17 protein-coding genes, 1 riboswitch and 1 other annotated feature are annotated in these 17,937 nt (G+C 48.8%); of the genes, 13 read left to right on the top strand and 4 right to left on the bottom strand.

Going from position 1 to position 17,937, the window contains the following annotated elements; all coding sequences use genetic code 11:
• The 7 genes from AC6R0S_RS09585 to AC6R0S_RS09615 form a co-directional block, all read left to right on the top strand.
• On the top strand, window positions 1-648 hold a 648-nt coding region (locus AC6R0S_RS09585; protein WP_500637800.1), incomplete at its 5' end, for an SDR family NAD(P)-dependent oxidoreductase.
• Between the two features lie 47 nt (window positions 649-695).
• Window positions 696-1,997 carry an NAD(P)/FAD-dependent oxidoreductase gene (locus AC6R0S_RS09590; RefSeq protein ID WP_500637801.1) on the top strand — a complete coding sequence of 434 codons (1,302 nt, stop codon included), beginning with the start codon at window positions 696-698 and terminating at the stop codon, window positions 1,995-1,997.
• Window positions 1,997-2,782, top strand: coding sequence for a DUF1365 domain-containing protein (locus tag AC6R0S_RS09595; RefSeq protein WP_500637802.1), 786 nt, complete (start codon window positions 1,997-1,999; stop codon window positions 2,780-2,782). Before AC6R0S_RS09590 ends, AC6R0S_RS09595 begins: the two co-directional genes overlap by 1 nt.
• Before the next feature lie 100 nt (window positions 2,783-2,882).
• Window positions 2,883-4,145, top strand: a complete 1,263-nt coding sequence (locus AC6R0S_RS09600; protein WP_500632631.1) for a class I SAM-dependent methyltransferase — start codon at window positions 2,883-2,885, stop codon at window positions 4,143-4,145.
• A gap of 3 nt (window positions 4,146-4,148) precedes the next feature.
• Entirely contained in the window at window positions 4,149-4,673 is a 525-nt protein-coding gene (locus AC6R0S_RS09605; protein ID WP_500626915.1) for a DUF2878 domain-containing protein, read from the top strand.
• On the top strand, window positions 4,657-5,220 hold the full coding sequence (locus tag AC6R0S_RS09610) for a chalcone isomerase family protein (protein WP_500637803.1): 564 nt from the start codon (window positions 4,657-4,659) through the stop codon (window positions 5,218-5,220). Before AC6R0S_RS09605 ends, AC6R0S_RS09610 begins: the two co-directional genes overlap by 17 nt.
• Window positions 5,217-5,750: a DUF3833 domain-containing protein gene (locus tag AC6R0S_RS09615; protein ID WP_500637804.1), complete on the top strand. Its 534-nt coding sequence runs from the start codon at window positions 5,217-5,219 to the stop codon at window positions 5,748-5,750. The genes AC6R0S_RS09610 and AC6R0S_RS09615 overlap by 4 nt, the downstream gene beginning before the upstream one ends.
• 118 nt (window positions 5,751-5,868) lie before the next feature.
• Here the strand turns inward: AC6R0S_RS09615 and purB are convergent, their stop codons facing one another.
• The 3 genes from purB to mnmA form a co-directional block, all read right to left on the bottom strand.
• A complete protein-coding gene (gene purB, locus AC6R0S_RS09620) occupies window positions 5,869-7,239 on the bottom strand; it encodes an adenylosuccinate lyase (RefSeq protein WP_500637805.1) in 1,371 nt (456 codons plus the stop codon).
• Between the two features lie 154 nt (window positions 7,240-7,393).
• Window positions 7,394-8,011, bottom strand: coding sequence for a high frequency lysogenization protein HflD (gene hflD / locus AC6R0S_RS09625; protein WP_487902047.1), 618 nt, complete (start codon window positions 8,009-8,011; stop codon window positions 7,394-7,396).
• Window positions 8,012-8,059: 48 nt separating this feature from the next.
• The gene (mnmA, locus tag AC6R0S_RS09630; RefSeq protein WP_487902048.1) at window positions 8,060-9,181 is read right to left on the bottom strand and encodes a tRNA 2-thiouridine(34) synthase MnmA; all 1,122 of its coding nucleotides are present in this window, start codon (window positions 9,179-9,181) and stop codon (window positions 8,060-8,062) included.
• Window positions 9,182-9,511: 330 nt separating this feature from the next.
• Between mnmA and AC6R0S_RS09635 the strand changes: the two genes are divergently transcribed.
• Both AC6R0S_RS09635 and AC6R0S_RS09640 read left to right on the top strand, forming a co-directional pair.
• Entirely contained in the window at window positions 9,512-9,784 is a 273-nt protein-coding gene (locus AC6R0S_RS09635) for a hypothetical protein (protein WP_487902049.1), read from the top strand.
• A 134-nt stretch (window positions 9,785-9,918) separates the two neighbouring features.
• Window positions 9,919-11,223, top strand: coding sequence for an inosine/guanosine kinase (locus AC6R0S_RS09640; protein WP_334550777.1), 1,305 nt, complete (start codon window positions 9,919-9,921; stop codon window positions 11,221-11,223).
• Between the two features lie 53 nt (window positions 11,224-11,276).
• On the opposite strand, the gene AC6R0S_RS09645 is transcribed toward AC6R0S_RS09640, so the two are convergent.
• Window positions 11,277-11,684, bottom strand: a complete 408-nt coding sequence (locus AC6R0S_RS09645; RefSeq protein ID WP_334550775.1) for an H-NS family histone-like protein — start codon at window positions 11,682-11,684, stop codon at window positions 11,277-11,279.
• A gap of 622 nt (window positions 11,685-12,306) precedes the next feature.
• A riboswitch (Lysine riboswitch) is annotated at window positions 12,307-12,488 on the top strand.
• Between the two features lie 111 nt (window positions 12,489-12,599).
• On the opposite strand from AC6R0S_RS09645, the gene AC6R0S_RS09650 reads away from it, so the two are divergent.
• The 4 genes from AC6R0S_RS09650 (at window position 12,600) to hisC (ending at window position 17,852) form a co-directional block, all read left to right on the top strand.
• Window positions 12,600-14,201, top strand: a complete 1,602-nt coding sequence (locus tag AC6R0S_RS09650; RefSeq protein ID WP_500626910.1) for a Na+/H+ antiporter NhaC family protein — start codon at window positions 12,600-12,602, stop codon at window positions 14,199-14,201.
• Between the two features lie 199 nt (window positions 14,202-14,400).
• Window positions 14,401-14,537: a sequence feature (His leader region), on the top strand.
• A gap of 49 nt (window positions 14,538-14,586) precedes the next feature.
• The gene (hisG, locus tag AC6R0S_RS09655) at window positions 14,587-15,483 is read left to right on the top strand and encodes an ATP phosphoribosyltransferase (RefSeq protein WP_334550773.1); all 897 of its coding nucleotides are present in this window, start codon (window positions 14,587-14,589) and stop codon (window positions 15,481-15,483) included.
• Window positions 15,484-15,488: 5 nt separating this feature from the next.
• On the top strand, window positions 15,489-16,787 hold the full coding sequence (hisD, locus tag AC6R0S_RS09660; protein WP_500626909.1) for a histidinol dehydrogenase: 1,299 nt from the start codon (window positions 15,489-15,491) through the stop codon (window positions 16,785-16,787).
• Between the two features lie 3 nt (window positions 16,788-16,790).
• Window positions 16,791-17,852, top strand: coding sequence for a histidinol-phosphate transaminase (gene hisC, locus AC6R0S_RS09665; RefSeq protein WP_500637806.1), 1,062 nt, complete (start codon window positions 16,791-16,793; stop codon window positions 17,850-17,852).
• The last annotated feature ends 85 nt before the right edge of the window (window positions 17,853-17,937 follow it).

The raw sequence follows: 17,937 nt of genomic DNA on the forward strand, positions 1-17,937 counted from the left end.
GTGATCGCTTGTGGTCGAAACGAGCAAGCGCTCGCAGAGCTGGCGCAGCAATTTGAGACGATAACGCCGCTGCGGTTTGATGTCACCGATCTCGCGCAGACCACTCAAGCCATCGACTCCCTCGAGAACACACCGGACGTATGGCTGCTCAGCGCCGGAGATTGTGAGTACATCGATGATGGTTTGATGGATGCTGCTCTGTTCGAGCGCATTTTTGCGATTAATGTGATGGGGGTGGTCAATCTCGTCACCGCAGCGCAATCGCATTTTTCACCAGGGCAGCGTGTCGCAATTTTGGGTTCGATCGCCAGTGAGGTCGCCTTGCCAAGGGCAGAAGCTTATGGCGCCTCAAAAGCGGCGGTTAGCTATCTCGCCCGCACGCTGCAGCTGGATCTCAAGCCCAAAGGCGTTGATGTCACGCTCATTTTTCCAGGCTTTGTCAAAACGCCGCTCACGGACAAAAATACGTTTGATATGCCGATGATGGTTTCGGTGCAATCGGCATCGGACTCGATTCGAAGAGGTTTGGAAAAGGGTGTGTCGACGCTCTATTTCCCCAAACGATTCACCACGCTACTGCGCGTGTTTGGTGCGTTGCCTTATCGTTGGCAAACCGCGCTGGTCAGCCGACTACTTGGCTCGCGTTGAACGCATTCGCTGCATAGATAACAGGATAGGGAACAAGGATAACAACAATGAAAATAGCAATCATCGGCTCGGGTATTTCAGGTTTAACCTGTGGTTACTACCTACATCCAAACCACGACATCACCGTGTTTGAAGCCAACGACTATGTGGGTGGGCATACTGCGACGGTGGACGTGGAGGTTGAAGGGCACACCTACGCGGTAGATACCGGATTTATTGTTTACAACGATCGCACTTACCCCAATTTTATCCAGTTGATGCAGGGGATTGGCGTGCGCGGCAGGCCGAGCCAGATGAGCTTCAGTGTGAGAAACGACGATAATGGACTGGAGTATAATGGCCACACACTCACGACCTTGTTTGCCCAGAAGCGAAATTGGCTTCGCCCGCAGTTCTATCGCTTTATTTTCGAGATTTTGCGCTTTAACCGTTTAGTGAAAGCGCAAGCTCAGGCTAGTCAAGAGAGTTCATTGACCCTTGGTGAGTTTCTTACTCTACATGAATTCAGTGACTATTTTTGTACGAACTATATTTTGCCGATGGGCGCCGCGATTTGGTCATCAACCTTGGCGGATATGCGCGCCTTCCCACTCGGTTTCTTCGCCCGCTTTTTCCTCAATCACGGCTTGCTGGACGTCACCAACCGCCCGCAATGGTATGTGATTGAGGGAGGATCGCGTGAGTACATCGACCCGCTGACCAAAGGCTTCAAAGAGAGAATTCGTTTGAACACGCCTGTCACTCGTGTCACACGTGATTCGGCAGGTGTGACGATTCATTATGTTGACCGAAGCGCGACGCAAAGCGAGCAGCGACAGTCTGAACGTTTCGATCAGGTTATTTTTGCTTGTCACAGTGATCAAGCCCTCGCGATGCTGGCAGAACCGAGTGAAAGCGAAACCTCAGTGCTGAGCCATCTTGCCTATCAAGCCAACGAAGTGATTCTGCATACAGATGAAGCTTTGCTGCCGACTCGCAAGGCAGCATGGGCGTCTTGGAACTACTGGATTGAAGGTGGAGACGGCCAGCACACTCGCGCACCGACGCTGACTTACAACATGAACATTCTTCAGCACATTGAAGCGCCGGTGACCTTTTGCGTTTCACTCAACAGCTCACAGCATATCGAGCCGAGCAAAGTGCTGCGTACCTTCAATTATCATCATCCAGTGTTCAATACCGAATCTCTCAACGCCCAGGGTCGCAGAGAGGAAGTCAACGGGCAAAGTCAAACCTGGTTTTGCGGCGCTTACTGGTACAACGGATTCCACGAGGACGGTGTACGCAGTGCCCTGGATGTGGTTCGCGGTATCGCAGCACTCGCGCAGACGACACGAGGTGCCGCCTAATGACAGACGCTTTGCGCAGTGCATTGCTGGTGGGGGATGTGAGACATCGGCGTTTTTCGCCCATCTCGCACAGTCTCAATTATCCGCTCTTTATGCCGTGCATCGATTTGGATGAGCTAGAGGCGCTGGAAAGCAGAGTCTGGGCATTTGGTACACGCTGGTGGCACTGGGCGAGATTCAAACGCAGTGACTATGTTGGCGAGGGCAGTCTCAAGGTCGCGGTGCAAGACAAGGTCGAAGCGCTGACGGGTGTTACCCTGCGAGGCCGCGTTGAAGCCGTCCTCCATCTTAGGTACCTCGGGATTTACTTCAGCCCGGTCAATTTTTACTACCTTTATGATGAACAAGGGCAATGGCGCTACTTATTGGCAGAGGTCTCCAACACGCCTTGGAACGAGCGCCATTACTACGCTGTGGATGCCAATGATGCCAGCACTTGGCGTCACAATAAGGCTTTTCATGTGTCACCGTTTAACCCAATTAAACAGACTTATGTATGGCGTCTTAAACCGCTTACTGAGTCTCTGTTTGTCCATCTTGAATGTCATAGTAATGGGGAGGAGACAACGCGAACTAAGGTGTTTGATGCCACGATGGCGATGCGTAAACAGCCTCTTACCTCCACTCAACTCGCTAAGCGATTGATCGCAACGCCGATTATGGCAGTAAAAGTGGTGATAGGTATTTATTGGCATGCGTTGAAACTGTGGGTGAAAGGGGCGCCTTTTTATTCCCATCCCGGTTCCCAAGAACCCGGCTACCAAGACAAAGAGACCAACAGCTAGCCAAGGCGTATAGCCATCTAAAACCCTAGCACCTAAAACAAAGACAAATGTACGCACAAAACAGAGTCCGCCGGACATGTTGCAAGGAGCAAAGAGAACAATGAATTCGCAAGTAATGCCCATACCAAGAGCGCTGACCACTGTGCAAAAAACGGCGCGTAATCTCGCCTTTTCGACTCTGTCCCATCTGCAGGTCGGGACACTGACCATACGAGAAGTGTTTAGTGACAGTGATGGCAGTCAAAGACAAGAGACGTTTGGTCAGCATCACGGATCCAATCAGCACTTAGATAATGGACCCCATGCCATTGTTGAAGTTAAGCACCCCGGCTTTTACGCGCGTCTACTCAAGGGGGGCAGCATTGCAGCAGGTGAAGCCTATATGGATGGCTGGTGGGACAGCCCGAATCTGACCCAAGTGATGGAATTGATGGCGAAGAACTTATCCGCATTGGATGCCTTGGAAAGTCGCAGCAGCTTACTCTCTAAAATCCTCTATAAGCTCGGCCATTGGTTAAATCGCAATACGGTTGAGAAGGCGCAGAAGAACATTGAAGCGCACTATGATTTGAGCAACGAGTTATATCAAACCTTCCTCGATAAAGAGATGCTCTACTCTTCGGCGCTGTTTACTGACCCAAGTGACTCATTAGAACAAGCGCAGATCAATAAGATGGAGAGACTCTGTCAGGAATTGCAGCTCAACGAGCAAGACCGAGTGATTGAAATCGGCACGGGTTGGGGCGCGATGGCCATCTACATGGCGACGACCTACGGGTGCCATGTGACCACAACCACTATCTCTGAGCAACAATATCAATACGCCGCGAGCCGGATAGAAGCACTTGGCTTGCAGGATAATATTACTTTGCTCAAGCAAGATTATCGTCTGCTTGAGGGGGAGTTCGATAAATTGGTATCTATCGAGATGATAGAGGCCGTCGGTAAACAGTATCTGCGCTCTTATATCGAGAAGTGTCAGTCTCTACTGCGCCCGGGTGGATTGATGGCCATTCAAGCGATCACCATTGCCGATCAGCGCTATGACTATTACAGCGACAATGTGGATTTTATCCAGAAATACATCTTCCCGGGAGGATTTCTGCCATCCATCACGGCCTTGACACAAACCACCACCAAACACAGTGACTTGGTGCTGCGAAACCTATTCGATATTGGTCAGGACTACGCGCAAACGCTCAACCACTGGCATCGACGCTTTAATGGTTCGCTGGCGCGCGTCAAACACTTAGGGTTTGATGAGCGTTTTATTCGCATGTGGAACTACTACTTCTGCTATTGCGAAGGGGGCTTTAAAGCCAAGAGCATCAGCACCGTTCATATGACATTTCAGCGACCATAACTGATGATTCGTTTACTGCTGATATCGAGCTGGTTTCAAGCGCTTTGGCTGCTCGCAGTATTAGGCAATGAGGCGTGGCAATGGTGGTTGGTTGCGCTGGTGGTGGCGACTTATGCGGTCACCATAGGGGTGTCAGCTAAGCCGTTGCCTTTGAGTTTTGTTGGTATCGTTTTCGCTGTTGGTATTGGCATCGACAGTGTCAATATGCTTGCGGGGGTACTGCGGTTCGAGTACGCGATGCATTCAACTTGGTTGATACCGATTTGGCTATCGGCGCTTTGGGCGATATTCATCTGGTACAGCACTTTTTTGTTGCCCTTGGTGAACACATACCCCAGTTGGATCGTAACAGTGATAGGAGGGCTCTCGGGCGCTTTGAGTTATTGGGCGGGAGAGCGGCTTGGTGCGGTTGAATTCGGCTATTCTCCCACACTCAGTTTACTGATTCTTTTTGGTCAGTGGATGGTGGTGATAGGTTTGATGTTAAGGATATACGGCAATGAAAAAGGTCATGACATTCCTGATTAGCGTGCTGTGCTTGTCTCAATACGCGCACGCCTCCATTTCAGCGGGACACGTTTCAGGGGGAGATAATGAACAGACGCAGAACGCGCTATGGTCACACTGGCCGGTGGTCGGTCAGGCGCAGCTCTCCATGCTCTTTTTTGATATTTACCAGTCGGAGTTACGCGCGCCCAATGGTCAATACCGGGAAAGTGACGACGTGACGCCTCATCCACTCGCGCTCTCCATTACTTATCAGCGTAACATCAGTCAAGATCAGTTACTCAATGCCACGATGGAGCAGTGGCAAAAACTCGGCTACAGAGAAGAGGTTGCACAAGGTTGGTTGACTCGTTTGGCCGAGGTTTTCCCCAATATCGAACAGGGGCACAACTTAACCTATGTGACCAACGGTCAAGTGGGTGAGTTTTATTATACGCGTCAGTCGGATACGCAGCGCATTGGCATTATCGACGATGAAGCCTTTAATGATGCGTTTGTCTCAATATGGCTTTCCCCCAACACTGACTACCCAAGATTGCGTCAACAACTGATAGGAAAGCAGCGATGATATCTCGTTTAGGTGCTCGTTTAGCGGCGATACTTTTGAGTGTCGTATTGGTGGGGTGTAGTGCCGGTATTGATGACTACCAAACTAGCGGTCCAGCTTTTGATTTGTTCGACTATTTTCAAGGCGAAACCCACGCTTGGGGGATGGTGCAAGACTATACAGATAAACAGACTCGGCGTTTTTTTGTCATTATTGACGGAACAGTAGAGGGTGACACGTTAACGCTGGTGGAAGATTTTCGTTTTGATGATGGCGAGTTGAGTCAGCGCATTTGGACGATAACACGCACTGAACCGGGTCACTACACCGGGCAAGCGGATGACATCATCGGTACCGCCCGCGGAAGAGAAGTCGGTAATGCGCTGCAATGGCAATACGATTTTGAACTGCCATTGGATGACGGCAGTGTGTTGGTCAGTTTTGATGATTGGCTATATCGACAAGATGAACGGCACGTGTTCAACCTGACCAAGATAAAGAAATGGGGGATGGAAGTGGGGCAAATCACGCTCTTTTTCCAAAAGCAGTAGGCGCCTTAAACAGTCCTCATCTCTAAGCGAGGCTCACATACTCTGAAATGAAAACGCCAGAAATGAAAAAGACTTTGCCGAGGCAAAGTCTTTTGATTGTTGCTGCGAGAACGCTCGCTTACAGCTTGTCAGTCAGCTCGATGGCTTGACCAATGTAGTTCGCAGGTGTCATCTCTTTCAGACGCGCTTTTTCGTGCTCTGGAAGCTCTAGACCGTCGATGAAATGACGCATTGCTTCGCCATCAACGCGCTTACCACGAGTGAGCTCTTTTAGCTTCTCGTATGGTTTTTCAATACCGTAACGACGCATAACGGTTTGCACAGGCTCTGCAAGCACTTCCCAGTTTGTGTCTAGCTCAGCAAGCAGGGCTTCACGGTTCACTTCCAGTTTGCTGATGCCTTTTAGGGTCGACGTGTACGCAATGATTGCGTAACCCACACCCACACCAAGGTTACGTAGCACGGTAGAGTCCGTTAGGTCACGTTGCCAACGAGAGATAGGCAGTTTTTGTGCTAGGTGGCCAAATACCGCGTTTGATAAACCTAGGTTGCCTTCTGAGTTTTCAAAGTCGATTGGGTTCACCTTGTGTGGCATGGTTGAAGAACCAATTTCACCAGCAATGGTTTTTTGCTTGAAGTGACCCAGTGCGATGTAACCCCAAACGTCACGATCGAAATCGATAAGGATGGTGTTGAAACGTGCGATGGCATCAAACAGTTCTGCGATGTAATCGTGCGGTTCGATCTGTGTCGTGTATGGGTTCCACGTTACGCCAAGAGATTGCGTAATGAACTCTTCAGAGAACTGGTGCCAATCAAGCTCAGGGTAGGCGGAAAGATGCGCGTTGTAGTTACCTACTGCGCCGTTGATTTTCGCGAGAATCTCAACATTTTCGATCTGCTTGTATTGACGTTCCATACGGTACGCCACGTTCGCCATCTCTTTACCCATAGTGGTCGGTGATGCTGGTTGACCGTGAGTACGAGAGAGTAGCGGGATGTCGCGGTACTCGACAGCCAGTGCTTTGATCGCATCAATGATATTTTTGATTTCAGGAAGAATCACGCTGTCACGCGCTTCTTTAAGCATAAGAGCGTGAGAGGTGTTGTTGATGTCTTCTGACGTACATGCAAAGTGAATGAATTCGTTCACGGCATGCAGTTCAGGAACGCCAGCGACTTTCTCTTTAAGGAAATACTCAACGGCTTTGACATCGTGGTTGGTTGTGCGCTCAATCTCTTTGATGCGAGCCGCGTCCTCTTCTGAGAAGTTGGCCGCTAGGTCATCAAGGAACTGGTTCGCTTCTGCACTGAAGGCAGGAACTTCTGCGATGGCATCGGTCGCTGCGAGCTTTTGTAACCAACGAATTTCAACGATAGAGCGGTACTTTAGTAGACCAAACTCACTAAAGATGCTGCGAAGTGCAATTGTCTTGCTACCGTAACGGCCGTCTACGGGTGAAACAGCAGTCAGTGCTGACAGTTCCATGATGTTCTCCTGAATTGGGTTTTAAATCTGGTGAGCTTTATACCAATAACTGTGGCAATTGTCACGAATATTGCGCAAACGTTTGCGCGATTCTTATCCGACAGAGAAAAAATAAGCTCGCCGAGTGGCGAGCCAAGATTCTCTGTGGTGTATCTTACATTCTGGCGAGCAAAATTTGTGCTTGCTCCACCATCTTCTTGCGTCCAAAAATAAGGTGGCGACGTTTGCCGCCCACTTGACGCCATAGCACAGCACTACGAATGCCAGAGAGCAATAAGGCACGCACTTTGTGCTGGTTGCTAGTCTGCTGTAATACGGACGGTGTGCCAGTGACCTGGATACGCGGACCCACCGGACTGATGACATCCAGGTAGACGCTGGCAAGGTTGCTGATCATCTGCTCGCTGTGTAGGTCAAAGTGCTCAAGTTGGCGCTCCAACATCTGGATGCGATCGCCAAGCTGAGACATAGAGTCGCGGCGGGCACTGAGTTTACGTTCAAGCGCCATGAGACTAATGATGTAGCGTGTGATTTCGCTGCCTGCTGGCGTGCTATCGATCCCTTTGACTAAACACTCAAGCCCCAGTTTAAGATCGGATTCACGACCATACACCGCCACTGTGTTGCTTGGATTGGTGTTTAAGACCGCTTTTAACGAGGTTTCGAACGCGTCATTGTCACAGTAACCGTTCTTCGCCACTTGTTGAACCAAAGCGACGGCCTGGCAAATACCGGCAAAGGCGATGGTGCGGTCATAGAGTGCATTAGCCACCGAATCGTACTCCTATCAATAAACTGTTGATTACAGACACACTGTCCATTACAGACGCTGCTCGATGATGCCGCCACCTAAGCACACATCACCATCATAAAATACCGCAGATTGCCCTGGGGTCACCGCCACCTGAGGCTCATCAAAGGTAACCTTGATATTCTCATCATCGATAGGTGTGATGGTACAAGGGATGTCGGTTTGGCGATAGCGGGTTTTTACCGTGCATTTGATTGGCTCGCGAATCGGTGTGCGATCGACCCAATGTAACTGTGAAGCCACCAAACCCTCAGACTTGAGCAGAGGGTGATCTGCACCTTGCACAGCAATTAACACATTGCGTTTCAGATCTTTGTCTGCCACGTACCAAGGGTCTTCATTACCGCCGCCGCCTTTTTGACCACCAATGTGTAGTCCTTTGCGCTGGCCTAGCGTGTGGTACATCAAACCTTGGTGCTCGCCAATCACTTTGCCTTCCGGTGTTTCGATTTTACCGGGTTGCGCAGGTAGATAGCGAGATAAGAAATCGGTAAATTTGCGCTCACCAATAAAACAGATGCCGGTGGAATCTTTTTTCTTGGCGGTGATCAAATCTTGCTCTTCGGCGATGCGTCGCACTTCCGGCTTTTCAAGCTCGCCAACAGGGAATAGGCTACGCGCTACTTGGTCACTGCTTAGTGTATAAAGGAAGTAGCTTTGATCTTTGTTGCCATCTAATCCACGCAGCATCTTAGGTGCTTCGCCATTGTCAGGGAAGGTGCGGCGCACGTAATGACCCATCGCAATGTAGTCGGCGTCGAGGACTTCGTCGGCGAATTCCAAGAATGCTTTAAATTTGATCTCTTTGTTGCAGAGAATATCCGGGTTCGGCGTGCGGCCCGCTTTGTATTCCGCCAAAAAGTATTCGAATACGTTATCCCAGTACTCGGCAGCAAAGTTAATGGTGTGCAGGTGGATGCCCAACTTGTCACACACCGCTTGCGCGTCGGCGAGATCTTCTGCTGCTGTACAGTATTCTTCGTTGTCGTCTTCTTCCCAGTTCTTCATGAACAAGCCTTCAACCTGATAGCCTTGTTGCTTTAACAGGTAGGCAGAAACGGACGAATCTACACCGCCAGACATACCGACGATGACTTTCTTTTTACTGTTGTCAGTACAGTTTTCAGACATTAGGTCACACCACTCAATTTAACTGGATGCAAATTCTAGCAGAAAGCCGGTAGCGGTGACAGATCCGAGATCGAAATCACACCGATGCTTTTGAGCTTGTTCTCGCTAGGTTGTTATGCAGCCCATAGTTCGACAAATAGAGCCCAAGTTATCTGCTAAACACGGCAATGTACCTCGCGTAAATATCACAACATATCGGTTGATTGCGTTGATGGTCATTACGTCGACAGTTAGCACGGATATCATTGGGTAATGCAGGGTTAGTTGTGGCATAGTGGGCGAAATTCAAGAGTCCTAGGCTCATCTATCTCATTATTAAGTGAACTCCTCATGACTGAACACCAAGACGAACTGCTGCAAGAAACGCAACTTATTGAAGTAATTGAAAACCAACTGCAAGATGGCAACCCCATCAAAGTGAAAGAAACGTTAATGCGTTTGATGATGACGGGCACAGCAAGAGACGAAGCAATTGCCATGATGGCTTGCGCAGTCTCAATCGAAATTTTTGATGTGATGAAAAACGATGGTGAGTTTAATCTTAAACGCTATTCCGAGCACTTGGATTTGTTGCCAGATTTGAGTTTTATGGAAGGCGAATAAGCCGCCGCTAATCCTTATCGACGTTGCTCTAGGTTAAATGCGCGAGCAAACGTTTGCTATGCTAGCGGGAGTTGCCGCGCCAATAAGGGCGCGGTAGAATCGCGCCACTTTTTATCCCTTACTTTACTCTGATTATGAAATTTCCCGGCCAACGCAAATCCAAACATTACTTCCCGGTTCATGCTCGCGACCCTTTAGTGACTCAAGCGCAGGACAGCAAGAAAATGTCCCGCACCCATATTATTGGTATCGACCAAACCTTAGTGGATATTGAAGCTAAAGTGTGCAGCTCGCTCATCGAAAAATATCAGTTAAGTAAGGGACACTCACTGGTGATTGATGATGCGACGGCCGAAGCGTTATACGACGAACTTAAGCGCGATGATTTGATCACCAATGAATACGCGGGTGGCACGATTGGCAATACCTTGCACAACTATTCTGTGTTGGCGGATGACCGTTCGACGCTACTGGGTGTCATGAGTCAGGACATCAAGATCGGCAGTTACGGCTATCGTTATTTGTGCAATACCTCCAGTCGAATGGACTTGAATTATCTGCAAGGTGTCGACGGCGCGATTGGACGCTGCTTCGCGCTGATCACCGAAGACGGGGAGCGTACTTTTGCCATTAGTGAAGGGCAGATGAACCAGCTTAAACCAGAGAGCATTCCAGAAAAAATCTTTAAAAATGCCTCTGCACTGGTGCTGACTGCGTATTTGGTGCGCTGCAAAGCGGGCGATCCGATGCCAGAAGCGACCATGCGCGCTATTGAGTACGCGAAAAAGCACGATGTACCGGTCGTTCTCACGTTAGGGACTAAGTTTGTCATCCAAGATGACCCGCAGTTTTGGCAGCAATTTTTGCGCGATCATGTCACCGTTGTAGCGATGAATGAAGATGAGGCGCATGCGCTCACTGGGGAGAGCGACCCGCTTGCGGCATCAGACAAAGCCTTGGAGTGGGTCGATTTGGTGCTGTGTACTGCTGGGCCACTTGGCTTGTTTATGGCCGGTTATACCGAAGAAGCAGCCAAACGTGAAACGTCATTGCCTTTGTTGCCAGGTAGTATTGCGGAATTCAATCGTTATGAATTTAGCCGCCCTGCATTAAAAGATAATTGCGATCAAGCGATCAAAGTATATTCTCATATTTCACCATACATGGGTGGTCCGGAGAAAATTAAAAACACCAATGGCGCCGGTGATGCGGCATTGTCTGCGTTGTTGCACGATATGGCCGCGAATAAATACCACAAAGAAAATGTGCCCAACTCGAGTAAACACGCGCATGCGTTTTTAACTTATTCTTCCTTTTCACAAGTATGTAAGTATTCCAACCGTGCCAGTTATGAGGTATTGGTTCAGCACTCTCCACGTCTTTCGAAAGGTTTACCAGAGCGAGAAGATAGCTTGGAAGAAGCCTACTGGGAACGATAAACGAAAAAAAGCGCCGAAAGGCGCTTTTTTTTTGAACTAACTTACATCGAAAGTTAGATCAGGAACTCTTCTAGGCTCTTGCCTGCATCCAATTGCTGTTGAATAGCAGATGGGGTGCGACCCTGACCTGTCCAAGTTTTAGTTTCTCCGCTTGCATCCACGTATTTATATTTTGGTGGACGAGGTGCACGTTTCGATTTTGTTTTGGTTTTTGTTTCACCAGCAAGCGCAGAGTAAAGGGCATCAATATCGATACCTTCTTTAGAAATTTGCTCAGCAATGGCAGCCAGTTTGGCTTCTTGCTCTGCCGCTGCTGCACGCTGCGCTTCTTCCTCTTCTTTACGCTCAGTAAAGACTGTCGTTAATTTGCTTAGGGCGTCTTCCAGTTGCTCAAGAGTCAGTTCACGTGCTGCTGCACGAAGACTACGAATATTTAATAGTGTTTTTGTTAGTTCAGACATAACATCTCTCATTGTTATCTTATTTAAGAGTATTTCTTAAATACTAATCCTGATATTTAAACATTACAATCCATTCTTAGCAGAATGCGATAAATTTATTGTTACTGTCAGCCAAATTTACCTTTCTTTACTTTATTGGAGCGATCATTCGGCTAAGTCTTGTTTTGACGCTCAGATTTAATAATAGAGTTTCATATCTATTATTAAACGTTTCTTATCCTGACGGTACTGTTTAGATAAAAGTCGCCGAAATCAGCATGAGAACGAATTTTCCTAATAGTTGGCATTATAATGTCGATATAGTTCAAATGAACCACCTCAATACGTTTTCTTTTACGATTTCGATCACAGCACATATTTCGACTTCGAGAAAGTGCTATCTATTTGGCATTGCAGTCAACACCGAGTTTTTAATGTCCCGGGCGTTGAACGTCAGCACAGTGTGAAATGTCACCAAATTGAGAGTTGGCTTCCCGTTTGTACCATCGCTAAGCAATAAAAGTGACAACAAAACGAGCCAAATTGTTGAAATGCAGTTTTAGATGGGTACAATGGCGCCACCTAATGCATGACTACAGTAAAACCTTTGTTAATTTGATGTTTCATTGGTTGATTATTTTGGTTGTGCGGTAGAGGAGCGGAATAAAATAGTAGCGTTTGTTGGGGTGATGCCAATGAGCATGCGTGAAAGGTTATCTCGCCGAAGTGGGCTTCCCTATCAAAGGAGTTCGCTGGGGTTAGTCTCGAAAGGGCTAACACTGCCATAGTCTATAATGTGTAAAACTATGGAGCGCTACTGTAGGGTTGGGTGAAGTGTCTACTTCCCTGTCGCTAAGTTCAACATTATCAACGGCCGCGTGCGGTTGACTAATCTGCAGTAGATCTCTAACCATTTATTACTGGTTTTTGAAGATCATGAATTTAATTGATTTTGCCTCATCTCCTTTATCTCTTTTGCCACCACTCGTGGCGTTGAGTCTTGCGATCATTACGCGTCGCGTTCTTGTGTCTCTCGGTGTGGGTATCGTTTTAGGTGCCGTATTGCTTAACGACTATTCGTTTGCGAGTGCGTCGGGTTATCTTGCGTCAACCGTATCGGGCGTTTTCGTAGAAGACGGTGGCCTCAATACTTGGAACATGAGTATTGTCGGCTTCTTGCTTTTGCTCGGTATGATGACAGCACTGCTGACGCTCTCAGGCGGCACTCGCGCATTCGCTGAATGGGCGCAGTCTCGTGTGAAAAGTAAGCGCGGTTCAAAACTGCTTGCTGCGTTTTTGGGCGTGTTCATTTTTGTCGATGATTACTTTAACAGCTTGGCGGTGGGCGCGATTTCTCGCCCAGTCACGGACCGTTTTTACGTCTCTCGCTCTAAGCTGGCTTACATTCTCGATTCGACCGCTGCCCCTATGTGTGTCTTGATGCCCGCATCAAGCTGGGGTGCCTATATTATGACCATCATTGGTGGCATCTTAGTCTCTCATGGCATCACAGAGTATTCCGCGTTGGGCGCTTACGTGCGTTTGATTCCGATGAACTTCTATGCGGTATTTGCGCTGTTGATGGTGTTTGCTGTGGCTTGGTTTGGTCTCGACATCGGTAAGATGCGCAGCCATGAAATTGCGGCGTCTCAAGGCCGCGGCTTTGACAAGGATGCAGAGAACGACACCAAAGAAGCGCACGAGCTCAATGAAGAGCTGGATATTCGTGAAAGCGAAGGCGGACGCGTCCTTGATTTGGTTTTGCCTATTGTGCTGTTAATCATTGCAACGGTCGCGGCCATGCTTTACACCGGTGGTCAAGCGCTTAAAGCGGATGGTGAAGCGTTTAATCTGCTGGGCGCTTTTGAAAACACCGATGTAGGTTTGTCTTTGATCTACGGTGGTATTGTGGGTTTGGCAACCGCGCTGTTTACGGTGGTTAAGCAACGCATTGCGACCATCGAAATTGCTCGTACACTGTGGATTGGTGCGCGCTCAATGTTTGGTGCGATCCTCATTCTAGTCTTCGCGTGGACCATTGGTAGCGTGATTGGTGACATGAACACGGGTAAATACCTGTCAACGCTGGCGCAAGGTAGCATCAACCCACATTGGTTGCCGGTTATCCTGTTCTTGCTCTCGGGCTTGATGGCGTTCTCGACCGGTACCTCTTGGGGTACATTCGGTATCATGTTGCCGATTGCGGGTGATATGGCTGGAGCGACAGATATTGCCTTGATGTTGCCAATGCTGAGTGCGGTGCTCGCCGGTTCGGTCTTTGGTGATCACTGCTCACCGATTTCGGATACCACGATTTTGTCTTCGACGGGTGCTCGTTGTAATCACATTGATCACGTCTCGACTCAGTTACCTTATGCGTTATCTGTAGCAGCGATCTCTTGTGTCGGCTTTATCACTCTCGGTATGACGGCGTCGGTCGGTCTCTCATTTGCGGTCGCCAGCGTGGCGTTTGTGGCCGTGTGCGCGGTGCTTTCAATGATGTCTAAGTCGAAGCTAGCGAGCTGTGCGACGTCATAAAACGATAGACAGTTCGTATCTAACTGACAGATTCTATTGATTATTTTAAGGAGGCTTTGGCCTCCTTTCTTATTTGTCTAATACAAATAAGAAAAAGTTGAAATTAAAGGTTGAAAAGATCCCTGAGCTTGGTTAGTGTGGTCAGCAACCAAGCGAGCTAAGAGAGCTTTATAAGTATGCGCAATTTTGTAATGAACATTCATCATCACCATCACCCAATCTAGTCTTTCGGGAGATGTGCGCATACCCGGGAGATAGGAAACTCCCGGAGGCAAAAAATCACAAATATAATGATTTATGACCCTCGGGAGACAAACCTTCCGAGGGTTTTTTAGTTTTTAAGTCTAACGTTTTGAACGATTTCGAACACAGGGATACAAGAGTCATGCAAACACAACGCCTAAGAATCGCCATTCAGAAAAAAGGTCGTCTAAGTAAAGAGAGCCAAGCACTGCTGAAAAAGTGTGGTGTGAAATTTAACGTCATGGGTGAAAAACTGGTGGTTCACTCAGAGAACATGCCAATCGATTTGCTGCTTGTGCGTGACGACGATATCCCAGGTTTGATCATGGACGGTGTGGTTGATCTTGGTTTCATTGGCGAAAACGAATTGGAAGAAGTCCGCCTAGACCGCAAAGCATTGGGTGAGCCTAGTGAGTTTGTGACATTGCGTCGTCTCGATTTTGGTGGCTGCCGTCTTTCTATCGCGATTGATAAGGATGAAGAGTACAACGGCCCGCAAGATTTGGCCGGTAAGCGTATCGCTACCACCTATCCACAATTGTTAAAAGCCTACATGGATGAGCAAGGCGTACCGTTCTCAACCTGTATGCTTACCGGTTCTGTTGAAGTCGCGCCACGCGCTGGCCTTGCAGATGCCATCGCTGACCTAGTGTCTACCGGCGCTACTTTAGAAGCGAACGGCCTAAAAGAAGCGGAAGTCATTTTCCAATCAAAAGCGACCCTTATTCAGCGCAAAGGTGAGTTCGCACAAGATAAAACCGAACTGATTGATAAGCTGTTGACCCGTATGCAAGGCGTTCAGCAAGCGAAAGAGTCGAAATACATCATGCTGCACGCGCCAGCGGACAAACTTGAGCAGATCAAATCGCTCCTTCCGGGCGCAGAAGATCCAACCGTCTTGCCGCTCTCTGCTGATAAACAAAAAGTGGCCGTTCACCTTGTGAGTACCGAAAACTTGTTCTGGGAAACCATGGAACAACTCAAAGAGCTTGGTGCTAGCTCAATTCTAGTACTTCCAATTGAGAAAATGATGGAGTAAGGGCGATGAGAACAGTTGTTTGGCAATCATTGAGTGAATCTCAACAAGACTCTATTTTAGAGCGCCCTGCCATTACCGAAGGGGCGAATATTACCGCCGCGGTGTCTGAGGTTATCGCACAAGTAAAAACGCAAGGCGATGCCGCTCTACTGGCGTTGACGGAAAAGTATGATCGCGTCAAACCAGAGTCGATTCGAGTCTCAACTCAAGAGATTGAGGCGGCGTCAGAGCGCTTAAGCGAAACCATGAAGCAAGCGCTTGAGCAAGCGTACGCCAATATCGCTAAGTTTCACAAAGCCCAAAAGCCACAGCCTATTAAAGTTGAAACGCAACCTGGTGTTGTGTGTGAACAAGTGACTCGAGCGATTCAGAAAGTCGGTCTTTATATCCCAGGTGGCAGTGCGCCACTGCCATCGACCGTATTAATGCTCGGCGTACCGGCTAAGATTGCGGGTTGTCGTAAAGTGGTACTCTGCTCACCACCACCGATCGCAGATGAAATCCTCTACGTGGCGAAGCTGTGTGGCATCGATGAAGTTTACAATGTTGGTGGTGGTCAAGCGATTGCTGCGATGGCTTACGGAACAGAAACCGTGGCGAAAGTGGACAAGATTTTCGGTCCAGGTAATGCGTACGTCACAGAAGCTAAGCGCCAAGTGAGCAACGATTTTCGCGGCGCCGCGATCGACATGCCAGCGGGCCCTTCTGAGGTGTTAGTGATTGCTGATGAGACCGCCGACCCAGATTTCATTGCTGCGGATCTATTGAGCCAAGCTGAGCACGGACCAGACTCACAAGTGGTGCTGGTCACGCCATCGCCAGTGATTGCCGATCAAGTGACGGATGCTGTTCAGCGTCAACTTAAAGTACTCTCTCGCGCTTCTATTGCAGAAAAAGCACTGGCGTCGAGTTTGATCATCATTTCTGATTCCATCACTCAGGCGGTTTCTATTTCGAATTACTATGGCCCAGAGCACTTGATCGTACAGACCAAGAACCCACGTGAACTGCTTCCTCTTCTTGATAACGCTGGGTCGATTTTCCTTGGTGATTGGTCACCTGAGTCGGCGGGCGACTATGCGTCGGGCACCAACCACGTTCTGCCAACCTATGGCTACACTCGCACCTATTCAAGCCTAGGCTTGGCCGATTTCTCCAAGCGTATGACGGTGCAAGAGCTCTCTGAGGAAGGGATTAAAAATCTTGCGCCGACCGTCGTGACTATGGCGGAAGCAGAAGGACTGGATGCGCACAAACGCGCCGTTACCATTCGTGTTGAAAAATTGGCTCAGAAGCAAGGGTAAGAGATGGAAAAGCTAGCACGCAAACAAGTTCAGCAACTGACCCCTTACCTGTCAGCACGTCGCATTGGCGGCAGTGGCGATGTGTGGCTCAATGCCAACGAGTCGCCGTTCAACAATGAGTACAAGACGGATTTCGCCCGCCTGAATCGCTACAGTGAGTGCCAACCTACTGAGTTGATTAACGCTTACGCCGCTTACGCGGGGGTGAAACCTGAGCAAACGCTGACCTCGCGCGGTGCGGATGAGGGGATTGAGCTTTTGATTCGCGCATTTTGTGAGCCGGGCGAAGACGCCATTTTATATTGTCCACCTACCTACGGAATGTACGCTATTTCAGCGGAAACCATTGGTGTGGAGAAAAAAGTGGTGCCGTTGACTCAAGATTGGCAACTGGATCTCAGCGCCATTGAAGCCAACTTAGACAAGGTAAAACTGGTCTTTGTTTGCAGCCCTAACAATCCAACCGGTAATTTGGTTAAGCGTGAAGACATCGTCCGACTGCTTGAGATGACTCAAGACCGCGCTATTGTTGTGATGGATGAAGCTTACATCGATTTTTGTCCAGAAGCATCGACGGTCGATTTACTGGCTCAGTACCCCAATTTGGCTATTTTGCGCACTTTGTCCAAAGCGTTTGCCCTTGCCGGTCTGCGCTGTGGCTTTACCTTGGCGAATGAGGCGTTGATCAACGTCTTGCTGAAAGTGATCGCGCCATACCCAGTGCCTGTGCCAGTGGCGGAAATTGCCACCCAAGCTCTCTCAGAGGCAGGGCTTGCTAGAGCCAAGTTCCAAGTGCTGGACCTCAATGCCAATCGCGCGTATTTGCAAGCGGGCCTGTCTACCATTGCTGGTTTAACGGTGTTCGAGGGGTGGGGCAACTACCTGTTGGTGAAATTCCCCGATGGTGATGCACTGTTTAAAGCGGCGTGGGACACTGGCATTATTTTGCGCAATTCGCCGATTGAGGATTGCGTTCGCATCAGTATTGGTAGTCGAGATGAGTGCGAGAAAACACTCGGTTTTATCCGTAACTACTATTTATCCGCAAGTGCTATTTATCCGTAAGCACTATAGCGCGTGATGACACGCAGTAAAGAAACAAATGGGCGCTGGCTGTGGCGGGCGCCTTTAAGATTGAGATAAGGAAGTT

This window comes from Vibrio sp. R15-SG3-ISO1B, from assembly GCF_059833835.1.

What these genes read in the sequence shown, in the direction of transcription:
- AC6R0S_RS09590 (WP_500637801.1), top strand. Translation starts at nt 696, where the DNA reads ATGAAAATAGCAATCATCGGCTCGGGTATTTCAGGTTTAACCTGTGGT.
- AC6R0S_RS09595 (WP_500637802.1), top strand. Translation starts at nt 1,997, where the DNA reads ATGACAGACGCTTTGCGCAGTGCATTGCTGGTGGGGGATGTGAGACAT.
- AC6R0S_RS09600 (WP_500632631.1), top strand. Translation starts at nt 2,883, where the DNA reads ATGAATTCGCAAGTAATGCCCATACCAAGAGCGCTGACCACTGTGCAA.
- AC6R0S_RS09605 (WP_500626915.1), top strand. Translation starts at nt 4,149, where the DNA reads ATGATTCGTTTACTGCTGATATCGAGCTGGTTTCAAGCGCTTTGGCTG.
- AC6R0S_RS09610 (WP_500637803.1), top strand. Translation starts at nt 4,657, where the DNA reads ATGACATTCCTGATTAGCGTGCTGTGCTTGTCTCAATACGCGCACGCC.
- AC6R0S_RS09615 (WP_500637804.1), top strand. Translation starts at nt 5,217, where the DNA reads ATGATATCTCGTTTAGGTGCTCGTTTAGCGGCGATACTTTTGAGTGTC.
- purB (WP_500637805.1), bottom strand. Translation starts at nt 7,239, where the DNA reads ATGGAACTGTCAGCACTGACTGCTGTTTCACCCGTAGACGGCCGTTAC.
- mnmA (WP_487902048.1), bottom strand. Translation starts at nt 9,181, where the DNA reads ATGTCTGAAAACTGTACTGACAACAGTAAAAAGAAAGTCATCGTCGGT.
- AC6R0S_RS09635 (WP_487902049.1), top strand. Translation starts at nt 9,512, where the DNA reads ATGACTGAACACCAAGACGAACTGCTGCAAGAAACGCAACTTATTGAA.
- AC6R0S_RS09640 (WP_334550777.1), top strand. Translation starts at nt 9,919, where the DNA reads ATGAAATTTCCCGGCCAACGCAAATCCAAACATTACTTCCCGGTTCAT.
- AC6R0S_RS09645 (WP_334550775.1), bottom strand. Translation starts at nt 11,684, where the DNA reads ATGTCTGAACTAACAAAAACACTATTAAATATTCGTAGTCTTCGTGCA.
- AC6R0S_RS09650 (WP_500626910.1), top strand. Translation starts at nt 12,600, where the DNA reads ATGAATTTAATTGATTTTGCCTCATCTCCTTTATCTCTTTTGCCACCA.
- hisG (WP_334550773.1), top strand. Translation starts at nt 14,587, where the DNA reads ATGCAAACACAACGCCTAAGAATCGCCATTCAGAAAAAAGGTCGTCTA.
- hisD (WP_500626909.1), top strand. Translation starts at nt 15,489, where the DNA reads ATGAGAACAGTTGTTTGGCAATCATTGAGTGAATCTCAACAAGACTCT.
- hisC (WP_500637806.1), top strand. Translation starts at nt 16,791, where the DNA reads ATGGAAAAGCTAGCACGCAAACAAGTTCAGCAACTGACCCCTTACCTG.